A 13,947-nucleotide genomic window follows, 5' to 3' on the forward strand; every position below is an offset into this window, starting at 1 on the left:
CGCAGCCTAGCCGTGGTCGCTGGTGCGGCGGACGCGGTCGCGGGCGTTTCCGGACGCATCCGCGCGATTGTCCGGAAAGCGCATGAGCGCCGCCCCCGACGACCCGCGCGTCGAGCGTACGCTCGCAGCCCTGCGCCAGGCCTTCGTCGCATTGTTCTTCGCGCATGGCTACGACGAGATTTCGGTGGCCGACATCGCCGCGCGTGCCGGCGTCGGCCGCTCGACCCTGTACGAGCACTATCGGGGCAAGGAAGACCTGCTGCTGGATACCGTGCGTTACCCGTTCGAGGGCCTGGCCGTGGCGGTCGATGCCGACGCGGATCCGGCCCGGGTGCTGGCGACCTTGCAGCACTTCTGGGGCAATCGCGCCAACGCGCGCGCGTACCGGCGCGAGTCGTCGCGGCGTGCGATGGCGCGAGTGTTGGCGATATTGATCGAGCGGCAGCTGGCGCGCCTGCATCCGTCGGCGCCGACACCACGCCGTCGCGCGGCGGCGGTCTACGTGGCCGAGGCGATGTTCGGCACGATCAGCGCATGGCTGGCCGGCGATCTGGTGCTGGGGGCGCCGGAACTGGCGCGCGTGCTGCGCGAGATGGCGCTGCGGGATTGCGCGGCTTTGCTGGGGCAGGAGGGGGCTCTTGAAACCCGCGCGCCCTAAGCCGCCTGCTCCGCCGTCCCTTCATCGTCGAAGTGCAGGCCGCACTCGCGCTTGAGCCCGAAGAAGCGCGTGTCCTCCTCGCGCATGCCGGCTTCCAGCTTGCGGGTGGTGTGGACGTCGCCGATCGACACGTAGCCGTCGTGCCAGAGCGGGTGGTAGGGCAGGTCGTGCGTCTGCAGGTAATGCCAGACGTCGCGATCGGTCCAGTCGGCCAGCGGATGCAGTTTCCAGCGGCCGTCGCGCAGGCTCACGATGTCGAGGTTGGCGCGGGTGCTGGACTGGCTGCGGCGCAGGCCGGCGATCCAGGTGCGCACACCGAGTTCGTTCAAGGCGCGCTGCATCGGTTCGACCTTGCGTAAGCGGTTGTAGCGCTCGATGCCGTCCACACCCTGTTCCCAGATACGGCCCATGCGCGCTTCCATCCAGGCGACGCCGATCTGCGGACGGTAGACCTTGAGGTTGAGGTCCAGGCGCTGGCTCATCTCGTCGACGAAGCGATAGGTCTCCGGGAACAGATAGCCTGTGTCGACCAGGATCACCGGAATCTTCGGTGCCTGCCGGGTGACCATGTGCAGCGATACCGCGGCCTGCGCACCGAAGCTGGACGAGAGCGCATGCTCGCCGGCGGTGTTCTCCAGCGCCCAGGCCACGCGGTCCTGCGCGCTCAGGCGCTCCAGCCAACGGTTGAGATCGGCCAGCGCGCGCGGCGATTCGGCGGCGGTGATCGGATCGGGAGGGCTCATGCGCGGACCTCGGTGGCGACGACCGTGACGGGGATGCCCGGTCGGATGGCGTGGGGCGGAATCGCGACGGTTTCGCTGCGCAGCAGGTAGTCGCCGAAGCCTTCGTCGGGCTGGCGTTGCGCGGCGTAGCCGGCGAACAGCGGATCGAGCGCGGCCAGGATCTCCGGCTCGGCGATGTTCTCGCGGTACAGGGTGTTGAGGCGCTGGCCGCGGTGATCGGCGCCCAGCATCAGGTTGTAGCGGCCGGGCGCCTTGCCGACCAGGGCGATCTCGCCCAGGTAGGGACGCGAGCAACCGTTCGGGCAGCCGCTGATGCGCAGATGGATCGGCGCGTCGCCGATGCCATGGTTATGCAGCAGGCCTTCGACCTTGCCGATCAGCTCCGGCAGGTAACGCTCGGCTTCGGCCATGGCCAGGCCGCAGGTCGGCAGGGCGACGCAGGCCAGGGCGTTGCGACGCAAGGGGCTGGCCTCGCGATAGCCGTCGAGCGCGTACTGCGCGATCAGCGCGTCGACGCGCTCGCGCAGGCCCGGCGCGATCCCGGCCACGGTCAGGTTCTGGTTGGGCGTCATGCGGAATTCCGCGGTCGCGCCGTCTTCGTGTTCGCTCAGCAATTGCGCGAGTTCGCGCAGGCCGCTGAGATGGCGCACCTGGCTGCCGTCGGCCGATTCGCCGTCGACGATGCGGCCGGCGGGGATGCGCAGGGTCAGGTGCGCGCGCCCGTCCTCGCCTTCGACCCAGCCGAAGCGGTCGCCGTTGTGGATGAAGGCGAACGGCCGCGCCGGGGAGAGAGGGAACCCGGCGCGGCGTTCGACTTCGGCCTGGAACCAGTCCAGCCCATGGTCGTCGATGGTGTATTTGAGGCGCGCGCGCTTGCGCACCGCGCGGTTGCCATGATCGCGCTGGGCGGTGACCACCGCTACGCCGACCGCGACGACCTGGTCGGGCGTGACGAAGCCGATCACGTTGCCCAGGCGCGGATAGGTCTCCGGATCGCCGTGGGTCGCGCCCATGCCGCCGCCGACGCTGACGTTGTAGCCGAGCAGTTCGCCGGCTTCGTCGAGCACCGCGATATAGCCCAGGTCCTGGGCGAACACGTCGACGTCGTTGTAAGGCGGGATCGCGAAGCCGATCTTGAACTTGCGCGGCAGGTAGGCGTTGCCGTAGATCGGTTCTTCCTCGCCGCCGCTGCCGACGACGCGCTCCTCGTCCAGCCAGATCTCGTAGTAGGCGCGGGTGTTGGGCAGCAGGTGTTCGGACAATGCGGCGGCCTGCGCGTACACCGCCGCATGCGCTTGCGAGCGCTGCGGATTGGCGGCGACCGCGACGTTGCGGTTGACGTCGCCGCACGCGGCCAGGGTATCGATCAGCGCGGCGTTGATCGCCTGCATGGTCGGCTTGAGTTCGGTCTTGATCACGCCGTGGAACTGGAACGCCTGGCGCGTGGTGATGCGCAGGCCGCGTTCGGCGTAGGTGGTCGCGATGGCGTCCAGCTTCAGCCACTGCGCCGGGCTGACCACGCCGCCCGGGGTGCGGGTACGGATCATGAAACTGTAGGCCGGTTCCAGCTTGGCCAGGCGGCGTTCCTCGCGGATGTCGCGGTCGTCCTGCTGGTAGCTGCCGTGGTACTTGATCAGGGTCTGGTCGTCCTCGCGCAGGCTGCCTGTGACCGGGTCGGCCAGGCTGTCGAGCAGGCTGCCACGCAGGCGCAAGCTTCCGCGCTTGATGTCTTCGACCGAATGCGCGGCCATATCAGTACACGTCCCGGGCGTAGCGGCCCTGTTGCTGCAAGGCGTTGAGGTGGTCTTCGGCGTCTTCGGCGCTCTTGCCGCCGTGTTCGGCGATGACCGCCAGCAGCGCGGCGTGCACGTCGCGGGCCATGCGCGTGGCATCGCCGCAGACGTACAAATGGGCGCCGCCTTCGAGCCAGTCGTAGAGATCGCGGCCGGCCTGGCGCAGCCGGTCCTGGACGTAGATCTTGTGGGCCTGGTCGCGCGAGAACGCCAGGTCCAGGCGATGCAGCTGGCCGGACTTGAGCGCCGCCTGCCATTCGGTCTGATAGAGGAAGTCGCTGCGGAAATGCGGATTGCCGAACAGCAGCCAGTTGCGGCCGTCGGCGCCGTCGGCGGCGCGTTCCTGGACGAAGCCGCGGAACGGCGCGACGCCGGTCCCGGGGCCGATCATGATCACGTCGCGAGCGCCGTCGCGGGGCAGGCGGAAGCGTTCGTTGTGTTCGACGAAGACCGGCAGGCGCGCGCCTTCTTCGCTGCGCGCGAGCAGGTGCGAGGCGGCGCCCCAGCGAGTGCCGCCGGCACTGGCGTATTCGACATGGGCGACGGTCAGGTGCACTTCGTCGCCGACCAGCTTCTGGCTGGACGCGATCGAGTACAGGCGCGGCGTCAGCGGACGCAGCGCGGCGACCAGTTCCTCGCCGGACCAATGGCCTTCGTAGCGCTGCAGCAGGTCGATGACCTGACTGTCGGCGAGCAGGCGGGTGAATGCGGCGGCGTTGTCCGGCGCCAGCAGGCGGTTGAGTTCGTCGCTGCGCGCATGCGCGGCGTGACTGGCGACGAAGGGCCGCGCCAGCTTGGTCAGTTCGCGCTTCTCGCCCAGCCACTGGCGCAGCGGCAGGCGCTGGCCGCCGTGTTCGACCTCGCCGTCGCCGTCCAGCTCGAGGCTGCGCAGCACCGCTTCGACCAGCGCCGGCGGGTTGCGCGGCCACAGGCCGAGCGCATCGCCGGGCGCGTAGCTGAGGCCGGAGCCTTCCAGCGACAGCTCGATATGGCGCACGTCCTTGTCGCTGCCGCCCACGGTCAGACGCTGGTTGACCAGCAGCTCGGCCGCGAACGGCGTCTCGCGGCTGTGGGCCGGCGTGGCCGCCAGCGGGCGCAGCGGCGTCACCGTGGCGCGCGGCGTGCTCGGCTTCAGCGCTTCCTTGGCCGCGGCCAGAGCGTTCTGCAGCCAGGGCGTGGCGACGGTTTCGATGTCGAGGTCGGCATCGGCGCGGGCCAGCAGCCGGGTCGCGCCCAGTTCGGCCAGGCGCGCGTCGAGCTTGAGCCCGATCGCGCAGAACTGCGGATAGCTGGAGTCGCCCAGGCCGAGCACCGCGTAATGCAGTTGCTTGAGCTCGGGTGCGCGCCTGCCGGCGATGAACTCGACCAGGCCGCGGGCGTCGTCGGAGGGATCGCCGTCGCCCTGGGTGCTGACGACCAGGTAGAGGTGGCGCTCGTTCTTGAGTTCGCGGGTCGGGTAGGCGTCGGCGCGCAGCAGGCGCACCGACAGGCCGGCCTGTTCGGCCTGGGCCGCGAGCTGTTCGGCCAGGCGCTTGGCATTGCCGGTCTGGCTGCCGTAGACCACGGTCAGGCGCTCGCCGGTGCGGGCCTCGGGCGCGAGCGGGGACGGCGCCGGGGCGCCGCCGGCGGTGCGCGCGGCCAGGCCGGCGGCGTAGCCGGACAACCACCACAGGCCGTCGCGGTCGAGGCCGTCGGTCAGGCGCAGCAGCGCAGACTGCCGGTCCTCGGTCAGCGGGGAGGCTGGGTTGGCGAGTAGCGCGGACGCGGGCGCGGGCATGGCGAGGGCGGGCTCGGGGTAGGGAACGGCAAGGTTCGGAGCCTGCAGGCTAGGACCCGGGCGGCGCGCGCGGAAAGGATGCTCGGTTATGCATTCATGCCCTGCGCTCATTTCCGGCCCAGGCGGCCGCGACCGCCTAATGGCGGCCCGTTCGCTGGTACGTCGTCCTCTGGCATGTCTCCCGATTCCCTTCTGTGGTCAGATAGTCCCGGTCGCGCCGGGCCCCGGCGCGGCGACTTCGCACGTCCCACAGCCACGAGCCCGACCTTGGATCTGAGCCATCTCGACCGCCTGGAAGCCGAGAGCATCCACATTCTTCGAGAGGTAGCGGCCGAGTTCCGCAACCCGGTGATGCTGTATTCGGTCGGCAAGGACAGCTCGGTGCTGCTGCACCTGCTGCTCAAGGCTTTCTACCCGGCGCGCCCGCCGATCCCGCTGCTGCACGTGGACACCGGCTGGAAGTTCCGCGAGATGATCGCCTTCCGTGACCGCCGCGCCGCCGAAACCGGCGTCGACCTGCGCGTGCACACCAATCCCGACGGCCTGGCCCGCGGCATCGGCCCGATCAGCCACGGCGCCAGCGTCCACACCGACGTGATGAAAACCCAGGGCCTGAAGCAGGCCCTGGATGCGGCGCGCCACGACGCCGCGATCGGCGGCGCCCGCCGCGACGAGGAGAAGTCGCGCGCCAAGGAGCGGATCTTTTCGTTCCGCAACGAACAACACCGTTGGGACCCGAAGAACCAGCGCCCGGAACTGTGGAACCTCTACAACACCCGCATCCGCAGCGGCGAGAGCGTGCGCGTGTTCCCGATCTCGAACTGGACCGAACTCGACGTCTGGCTCTACATCTACCGCGAGAGCATCCCGGTGCCGTCGCTGTACTTCGCCGCCGAGCGTCCGGTGGTCGAACGCGACGGCGCGCTGATCCTGGTCGACGACGAACGCCTGCCGCTCGAGCCGGGCGAACGCCCGCAACTGCGCCGGGTGCGCTTCCGCACGCTGGGCTGCTATCCGCTGACCGGCGCCATCGAATCCGAGGCCGACAGCCTGGAGAAGATCATCGCCGAGATGCTGGTCGCGACCACCTCCGAGCGCCAGGGCCGGGTGATCGACCACGATCCCTCCGCCTCGATGGAGAAGAAGAAGCAGGAGGGCTATTTCTGATGGCCGCCGCCGAAGACATCGCCGCCTACCTGCATCTGCACGAATCCAAGGGCCTGCTGCGCTTCATCACCTGCGGCAGCGTCGACGACGGCAAGAGCACCCTGATCGGGCGCCTGCTGCACGACACCCGCCTGCTGTTCGACGACCAGCTCGCCGCGCTCAGCGCCGACAGCCGCCGCCACGGCACCCAGAACGGCGAGATCGACTACGCGCTGCTGGTCGACGGCCTGGCCGCCGAGCGCGAGCAGGGCATCACCATCGACGTCGCCTACCGTTACTTCGGCACCGAGCGGCGCAAGTTCATCGTCGCCGACTGCCCGGGCCACGAGCAGTACACCCGCAATATGGCCACCGGCGCGTCCACCGCCGACCTGGCCGTGGTCCTGGTCGATGCGCGCAAGGGCCTGCTCACCCAGACCCGTCGCCACACCTATATCGCGGCCTTGCTCGGTATCCGCCACGTCCTGCTCGCGGTCAACAAGATGGATCTGGTCGGCTACGACCAGGGCGTGTTCGAAACCATCGCCGGCGAGTACCGCGAACTCGCGGCCCAGCGCGGCATCACCCAGGTGACCGCGATTCCGCTGTCGGCGCTGCGCGGCGACAACCTGCTGCAGCGCTCGCAAGCCATGCCCTGGTACCGCGGGATCAGCGTGCTCGAGCACCTGGAAACCGTCGACGTCGGCCGCGACGAAGCCGACATCGGTTTCCGCCTGCCGGTGCAGTGGGTCAACCGGCCGAACCAGAACTTCCGCGGCTTCGCCGGCACCGTCGCCGCGGGCGAAGTGCGGCCCGGCGACGAGATCGCGGTGCTGCCCTCGGGCCGGCGCTCCAAGGTCGCGCGCATCGTCGCCGCCGACGGCGACCTCGCCGTGGCCGGCGTCGGCCAGGCGATCACCCTGACCCTGGACGACGAACTCGACATCAGTCGCGGCGACGTGATCGCCTCGGCGGCCGCGCCGGCCCAGGTCGCCGATCAGTTCGCCGCGCACCTGCTGTGGATGGGCGAGAGCCCGCTGCTGCCTGGGCGGCCGTACTGGCTGAAGATCGGCACGCGCACGGTCAGCGCCACGGTCACCGAGATCAAGCACAAGATCGACGTCAACACCCAGGCGCAGCTCGCCGCCAAGCATCTGGAACTCAACGAGGTCGCCTACTGCAACCTCAACCTCGACCAGCCGGTCGCGTTCGAGGCCTACGGCGACAACCGCGCGCTCGGCGGCTTCATCCTGATCGATCGCGAAGACAACGCCACCGTCGCCGCTGGTACGCTCGATTTCGCATTGCGTCGCGCCGGCAACATCCATTGGCAGCACGTCGACGTCGACAAGGCCGCACGCGCGCGCAGCAAGGCGCAGACGCCGCGCTGCGTGTGGTTCACCGGCCTGTCGGGCTCGGGCAAGTCGACCATCGCCAACCTGGTCGAGAAGCGCCTGCACGCGCTCGGCCACCACACCTACATCCTCGACGGCGACAACGTCCGCCACGGCCTCAACAAGGACCTGGGCTTCACCGACGAGGACCGGGTCGAAAACATCCGCCGCGTCGCCGAAGTCGCGCGGTTGATGACCGACGCCGGCCTGATCGTGCTGGTCAGCTTCATCTCGCCGTTCCGCGCCGAGCGGCGCATGGCGCGCGAACTGTTCGGTCCGGACGAGTTCGTCGAGGTCTACGTCGACACGCCGTTGGCGGTGGCCGAGCAACGCGACGTCAAGGGCCTGTACGCCAAGGCCCGCGCCGGGCAGATTCCCAATTTCACCGGCATCGATTCGGCTTACGAAGCGCCGGAGTCGCCGGAGCTGGTGCTGAGCACGGTGGAGCAGGATGCCGAGGCGTTGGCGCAGCGGGTGATTGATCGGTTGCTGGGGTGAGCGGGCGGTGCATGGCTCCGCGAGCCCGAGCCTCGCTCACCGCCGACTCTGCAATCGCGTGCTCCCTCTCGAACGATTGCGCACCTGAGCCCCTCTCCCGCTGGCGGGAGAGGGGTTGGGGTGAGGGCAGCGCCGCAAGCGCGCAGTTCAACCTCGTTCCGCCACCCTCATCCGCCCTCCGGGCACCTTCTCAGCCTTGCACACCCTTCGGGCGCCGCTAGCGGGAGAAGGGGATCCTGCCGCTGCCGCAAACGCGCGCTGCCGATCCATTCAACTACGCACTGGAGCCCCTCTCCCGCTTGCGGGAGAGGGGTTGGGGTGAGGGCAGCGCCGCAAGTGCGCAGATCAACCTCGCCCCACCACCCTCATCCGCCCTCCGGGCAGCTTCTCAGCCTTGCACACCCTTCGGGCGCCGCTAGCGGGAGAAGGGGGCGCTGCAGCAGCGCGATAACTCCCCCCAAAAACGCAAACGCCCCGACCAAAGCCGGGGCGCCCGTATCGCCGCGCGAACCGTCGTCAGCGTTTCGCGGTCTTGCTGCGGATGATCTCGTAGAGGAACAGCAACACGATTGCGCAGATGATCGAGACGATGAAGCCGATCAGTCCGGCGCCGCCATAGAGCAGGCTACCGATGTAGGCGCCGGCGATGCCGAGCAGGATGGTCAGGATCCAACCCATCGGGTCGGCGCCCGGTTTGAAGAAACGAGCCAGCACACCAATGACCGCACCGATGATGATCGTATAAACGATACCGCCCATAGCCTTCCCCTCCTCAGGGTCGTGGTGATGCCAGGCGATCCTAGCAGTCAGGAGGGTGAGCGCGGTGTCGCGGCGCGGCGCTTCGGGGGCGCGATCTCAGTGCGGGCACTACAAGCGTGCCTGTCGCCGGCGAGCTGCCTGGCGATCGGCCGTTCATCGGCACCAACCTGATGCCGCCAACACCGGCCGCGTCGTCTCGCTCCACGACCGCAGCGGCGGGTCCGTGCAGTGACCCCGGTGCGCCGCGATCCATCGCAAGCCGACGCATACCGTGCACCGCTTCATCCGACCGCGCCGGACCTGTCGGCTCCGGCACGGCGCATCGCGCCGATCGGTGGTCTCCCGATCGGCGCTGTCGCGATCAGCAGCAGCCGTGATCGCCGTGCTGCTCGCCGCCGGCCACCGCGGCCACGCCGCTGGTTTCGCCGCGCTGGCTGGCCGCATGGTGCTCGGCGACCACGCGCGCGACGCAGGCGGTCACGCGCTTGCCCATCGGGATGTGCAGGAACTCGTTCGGGCCGTGCGCATTGGAGTGCGGGCCGAGCACGCCGGTGATCATGAACTGCGCGCCCGGGAACTTCTCGCCGAGCATGCCCATGAACGGAATCGTGCCGCCTTCGCCCATGTACATCGCCGGCTGGCCGAAGAACTCGCGGCTGGAGGCGTCGATGGCGCGCGTCAGCCAGCCCGATTGCGCCGGCGCGTTCCAGCCGGTCGAGGCCTTCTCCAGCTCCATCGTCACCTGCGCGCCGTACGGCGGGTCGCGTTCCAGCACTTCCTTGAGCAGCTCGCCGGCGCGCTTGCCGTCCAGGGTCGGCGGTAGGCGCAGGCTGAGCTTGACCGAGGTGTGCGGGCGCAGCACGTTGCCGGCCGACGACAGCGGCGGCATGCCGTCCACGCCGGTGACCGACAGCGCCGGGCGCCAGGTGCGGTTGAGCACCAGTTCCGACAGCTCACTGGCCATCGGCTTCATGCCGGGCAGGAACGGGAACTTGTCGTAGACCGCGTTGCCCAGCACCTTGGCAGCCTGGCGCGCCTGCTCCAGGCGTTCCTCGGGCACGTCCACGTACAGGCCTTCGACCAGGATCTTGCCGCTGGTCTCGTCTTCCAGGCGCGACAGCAGCTGGCGCAGCAGGCGGAAGCTCGACGGCACGATGCCGGACGCGTCGCCGGAGTGCACGCCTTCGCTGAGCACCTTGACCGTGAAGTTGCCGCCGGCCAGGCCGCGCAGCGAGGTCGTGCACCACAGCTGCTCGTAGTTGCCGCAGCCCGAATCCAGGCACACCACCAACGAAGGCTTGCCGATACGGTCGGCGAGGTGGTCGACATAGGCCGGCAGGTCGTAGCTGCCGGATTCCTCGCAGGCCTCGATCAGGATCACGCAGCGCGCGTGCGGCAGCTGCTGTTCCTGCAGGGCCATGATCGCGGCCAGCGAACCGAAGATCGCATAGCCGTCGTCGGCGCCGCCGCGGCCGTACAGGCGGTCGCCCTTGATGACCGGGTTCCAGGGGCCGAGGTCGGCGTCCCAGCCGGTCATTTCCGGCTGCTTGTCGAGGTGGCCGTACAGCAGCACGCAATCCTCGTTGCTGCCGCCCTGGGAGGCCGGGATGTCGATGAAGATCAGCGGCGTGCGGCCTTCCAGGCGCACCACCTCGATCTGCATGCCCGGGATGGTCTGGGCGCGCGCCCAGGACTCCATCAGCTTGACCGCGTCGTCCATGTAGCCGTGCTTGACCCAGTCCGCATCGAACATCGGCGATTTGTTGGGAATACGAATGTATTCAACCAGTTGCGGGACGATTTCGTCGTCCCATTTTTCGCTGACGTAGCGGTCGACCTTGCTGGCGTCCATGGATAGCCTCGAGCTGGGGATTAGACCGGCAAGTTTACGCCTCCGCGCCGTGTAGGACTTTTCCTACCCTGCGGTGCGGCTTTCACTGGCTTTTTCGCGGCCGGTGCGGCGATACGCTGGCCCCGTCGAGTTGCGGAGACTGTTTCCACCGGCGGACACCTACGGAAAGCCCCGCCGGCACCGGAACGGAATCCCACCTCAAGGAGCTGAACAATATGAAATCTTTCGCAATCGCCGCCCGCTCGCTGGTCCTGTCCCTGCTGCTCGCCGGCAGCGCCTATGCCGCCGAACAGGTGAACATCAATAGCGCCGACGCCGCCACTCTGGACCGCGTCCTGCTGAACGTCGGCGCCTCCAAGGCCGAGGCCATCGTCGCCTACCGCAAGGCCAACGGCGCCTTCCGCAGTCCGGAACAGCTGGCCGAGGTCAAGGGCATCGGCCTGAAGACCGTCGAGAAGAACCGCGACCGCATCGTGGTCGGCGGCGCCGGCCCCGCTCCCAAGCCGGCCGCGCCTGCCGCCGCCGGTGGCGGCAACGCCCAGCGCGCGGCCAGCCGCCGCTGACGGACCGTCGGCCCCGCATGGATGCGCGGACCGGCAACGCACGGGCAGGGACGCCCGACGAATGCAGGGGGAGACCCTGGACAAGGATGTGAGCCGCCCGTTCGCGGAAGGATCCGCGGGCGGCGGCGCTTTTTTTGGGCATGGACAAAGGCCTGCCCCGCCAGGCCCCGCGCTCCGGCCTGCTGCGCGTGGCCATCGCTGGTTAGACTCTGGCCATCCCGGCAGACGAAGCGCCATGGCACAGAGCAACGAAGCGGACGGCGGCAGCCGTTCCTGGGTGATCCCCGCCAACGAGTACCGGCGCGAGCGTTGGCGCAACCAGCTCGGCTGGACCCGCGAGATCCTGCGCCTGGACGCCGCCGCGCGGCCCGCGGCCGGCGACGACTGGGACTGGCGGCTGTCGATCGCCGAGATCGAGCAGGATGCCGCGTTCTCCGCGTTTCCCGGGATCGAGCGCGAGCTGGTGCTGCTCAGCGGCAACGGCCTGCGCCTGCGCTTCGACGACGGCGAACTGCACGAGCTGCATCCGCCGCACGACAAGCTGCGCTTCGCCGGCGAACGCGGCGTGCACGGCGAACTGGTCGACGGCACCACCCACGACTTCAACCTGATGTGGCGGCGCGAGCGCGTGCAGGCGCAGCTCTGGCACCGGCCGTTGGTCGGGCCGATGGTGATCTTCGCCGAGCCCGGCCAGACCTGGGCCGTGCACCTGATGGCCGGCCATGCGCGTTTCGCCGACGACACCGGCCTGCCGCCGCTGGCGGCGGGCGACACCGCGGTGCTGGCCGCGGGCGGGGAACGCCTGCGCGCGGTGCTGGAAGGCGGTGGCGAGGTGTTGCTGGTGCGGGTGGCTGCGGTCGCCGAACAGGCGGGGCCTCTCTCCGGCTTGAATCCCTTGCCCGCTTAGGCCCGCTTAGGCCTGCTCCCGCTCGCGGCTGCGGGTGTGGGTGAGCGCACGTCGCACGCGTGCGGACTCACCGGAATCGTGTCGCTCTCATCCACTCTTTGGGATGCGCCCTTCGGGCGCCTTCTCCCGCCAGCGGAGATGGACATCGATGTCCGTGGCCTGTTGCGGGCATGTTCAACCGGTCCCACAGCCCGCGCAAAGCGCTCGCTCAGTACACGTCGCGCCGGTAACGCCCATCCAGCGCCATCGCCTCCAGCGTTTCCAGGCCCACCGTTTCGCGCAGCACCGCATCGACCCCCGGCGCCATGCCTTCCAGGCTGCCGCAGACGTAGACCGCCGCGCCTGCGTCCAGCCATTCGCGCAGGCGCGCGCTCTGCTCGCGCAGGCGCTGCTGCACGTACACGCGCTCGGCGCTGTCGCGCGAGAACGCCAGGTCGATGCGCTCGATGCGGCCTTCGCGCAGCCAGCCCTCGAGCTCGTCGCGGTAGTGGAAATCGTGGGCCGCGCTGCGCTCGCCGAACAGCAGCCAGTTGCGCGTATGACCGGCGGCGACGCGGGTCTTGAGCAATGCGCGCAGGCCGGCGATGCCGGTGCCGTTGCCGATCAGGATCATCGGCCGCGCGTCGGCGGGCGCATGGAAGGACGGGTTGCGGCGGATGCGCAGGTCGATGCGTTCGCCGTGGCCGGCGTGCGCGCTCAGCCAGCCGCTGCCGCTGCCCAGGCGTCCATCGGGCTGACGCATCTGCCGCACCAGCAATTGCAGACTGCCGTCGGCCGGCAGCGATGCGATCGAATACTCGCGATGCGGCAGCGGCTGCAGCGCCGCGACGATGGCCTGCGGCGACGATGCGCGCATCGTCGCCGGATCGGGCAGGCGCGAGCGCCGCAGCAGCGCGGCGAGCGTGTCGGTTTCATTGCCGATGCCGACCGCGGCCGCGCCGTCCTGGTTCGCCGCGAGCAGCCATGCCGCCACGTCCGCCTCGCCGTTGCGTGGGCCGATCTCGGCGATGTCGCCGGCCAACCACTGCAGATCGGCCGCGTCTTCCGGTGTGAGCGCGACATGGAACGCGGGGCCGCCGGCGCTGCCCGCGTTGAGGTGCACGCGCTCGCTCAGCCGCCACGGTCGGTACGAGGGCGCGCTCCAGTCGGGCAGTTCGGTATGCCCGGCGAGCAGGCCCAGGTGATGCTGCCAATGGCGCAGCGCGCCGGCGTCGCCGTCGTCGACTTCGACCAGGTCGAACATCGATTCGGCGCCGGCATGGCGCAGCCAATGATCGAGGCGGTGGCCGAAGCTGCAGAACTGTTCGTACTGGCGGTCGCCCAATGCCAGCACGCCATAGCGCAGGCCGGGCAGGGCGGCCGAGGCGCCCAGCACGACGCGCACGAAACGCGCAGCCGAGTCCGGCGCGTCGCCCTCGCCGGTGGTGCTGACCACGAACAGGACTTGGCGGTAGCGCGCGAGCGCGTTTGCGTCCAGCGCGCCCAGCATGAGGAGGTCGGCGCCGACGCCGCTGTCGGCCAGGGTCTGCCAGCTGCGGCGCGCCAGGAATTCGGCGTGCCCGGTCTGGCTGGCGAACGCGACCAGCCATTGGTTGGCGCCGTCGGCGGCCGCGCGCGGCAGCGCCTGCGCGCGCCGGCGGCGCGCGCGCACCCAGGCGACGCCGCCGACGAAGCCGGCGTAGGCCGTCGCCAGTCCCGCCGCCCATAGCAGACGGTCGCGCCCCGGCGCGAGCCAGCGCACCGGTTCGGCCTGCCAATGCAGCAGCAGGCAGGCGAGCGCGATCAGCGCGAGCAGCACCACTGCGTTGCCGACGGTGCCGGCGTCGATGCGCCGCATGGCGGAGGAGGATTCGGACG

The 13,947-nt window shown here is 69.7% G+C and carries 11 protein-coding genes; 5 read left to right on the top strand and 6 right to left on the bottom strand.

The window, feature by feature from the left end; all coding sequences use genetic code 11:
* Positions 1-82 precede the first annotated feature (82 nt).
* Entirely contained in the window at positions 83-658 is a 576-nt protein-coding gene (locus tag ASD78_RS06205; RefSeq protein ID WP_056099198.1) for a TetR/AcrR family transcriptional regulator, read from the top strand.
* Here the strand turns inward: ASD78_RS06205 and ASD78_RS06210 are convergent.
* Genes ASD78_RS06210 through ASD78_RS06220 form a run of 3 tightly spaced genes read right to left on the bottom strand, consistent with a single transcriptional unit; the run spans position 655 to position 4,971 of the window.
* Positions 655-1,401 (bottom strand): phosphoadenylyl-sulfate reductase, encoded by a 747-nt coding sequence (locus ASD78_RS06210; protein ID WP_055903207.1) that lies wholly within the window; start codon positions 1,399-1,401, stop codon positions 655-657. The two genes, ASD78_RS06205 and ASD78_RS06210, sit on opposite strands and share 4 nt — an antisense overlap.
* Positions 1,398-3,152, bottom strand: coding sequence for an assimilatory sulfite reductase (NADPH) hemoprotein subunit (gene cysI, locus ASD78_RS06215; RefSeq protein ID WP_056099201.1), 1,755 nt, complete (start codon positions 3,150-3,152; stop codon positions 1,398-1,400). Before cysI ends, ASD78_RS06210 begins: the two co-directional genes overlap by 4 nt.
* Position 3,153: 1 nt before the next feature.
* Positions 3,154-4,971, bottom strand: a complete 1,818-nt coding sequence (locus tag ASD78_RS06220; RefSeq protein WP_056099204.1) for an assimilatory sulfite reductase (NADPH) flavoprotein subunit — start codon at positions 4,969-4,971, stop codon at positions 3,154-3,156.
* 267 nt (positions 4,972-5,238) lie between these two features.
* On the opposite strand from ASD78_RS06220, the gene cysD reads away from it, so the two are divergent.
* Together cysD and cysN are read left to right on the top strand one after the other, a co-directional pair.
* A complete protein-coding gene (gene cysD / locus ASD78_RS06225; protein WP_056099207.1) occupies positions 5,239-6,138 on the top strand; it encodes a sulfate adenylyltransferase subunit CysD in 900 nt (299 codons plus the stop codon).
* Positions 6,138-8,009 carry a sulfate adenylyltransferase subunit CysN gene (cysN, locus tag ASD78_RS06230; RefSeq protein WP_056099210.1) on the top strand — a complete coding sequence of 624 codons (1,872 nt, stop codon included), beginning with the start codon at positions 6,138-6,140 and terminating at the stop codon, positions 8,007-8,009. Before cysD ends, cysN begins: the two co-directional genes overlap by 1 nt.
* A 516-nt stretch (positions 8,010-8,525) precedes the next feature.
* On the opposite strand, the gene ASD78_RS06235 is transcribed toward cysN, so the two are convergent.
* Together ASD78_RS06235 and ASD78_RS06240 are read right to left on the bottom strand one after the other, a co-directional pair.
* Positions 8,526-8,768: a GlsB/YeaQ/YmgE family stress response membrane protein gene (locus ASD78_RS06235; RefSeq protein ID WP_055903196.1), complete on the bottom strand. Its 243-nt coding sequence runs from the start codon at positions 8,766-8,768 to the stop codon at positions 8,526-8,528.
* A 361-nt stretch (positions 8,769-9,129) separates the two neighbouring features.
* Positions 9,130-10,620, bottom strand: coding sequence for a M20 family metallopeptidase (locus ASD78_RS06240; RefSeq protein WP_055903195.1), 1,491 nt, complete (start codon positions 10,618-10,620; stop codon positions 9,130-9,132).
* A 215-nt stretch (positions 10,621-10,835) separates the two neighbouring features.
* On the opposite strand from ASD78_RS06240, the gene ASD78_RS06245 reads away from it, so the two are divergent.
* Positions 10,836-11,183, top strand: coding sequence for a ComEA family DNA-binding protein (locus ASD78_RS06245; protein ID WP_055903193.1), 348 nt, complete (start codon positions 10,836-10,838; stop codon positions 11,181-11,183).
* A 235-nt stretch (positions 11,184-11,418) separates the two neighbouring features.
* Positions 11,419-12,090, top strand: coding sequence for a HutD family protein (locus tag ASD78_RS06250; RefSeq protein ID WP_055903191.1), 672 nt, complete (start codon positions 11,419-11,421; stop codon positions 12,088-12,090).
* A 208-nt stretch (positions 12,091-12,298) separates the two neighbouring features.
* Here the strand turns inward: ASD78_RS06250 and ASD78_RS06255 are convergent, their stop codons facing one another.
* A complete protein-coding gene (locus ASD78_RS06255; protein WP_056099213.1) occupies positions 12,299-13,927 on the bottom strand; it encodes a sulfite reductase subunit alpha in 1,629 nt (542 codons plus the stop codon).
* Positions 13,928-13,947 lie beyond the last annotated feature (20 nt).

It is taken from the genome of Lysobacter sp. Root667 (assembly GCF_001427715.1).
In the GTDB taxonomy this organism is placed as follows: domain Bacteria; phylum Pseudomonadota; class Gammaproteobacteria; order Xanthomonadales; family Xanthomonadaceae; genus Lysobacter.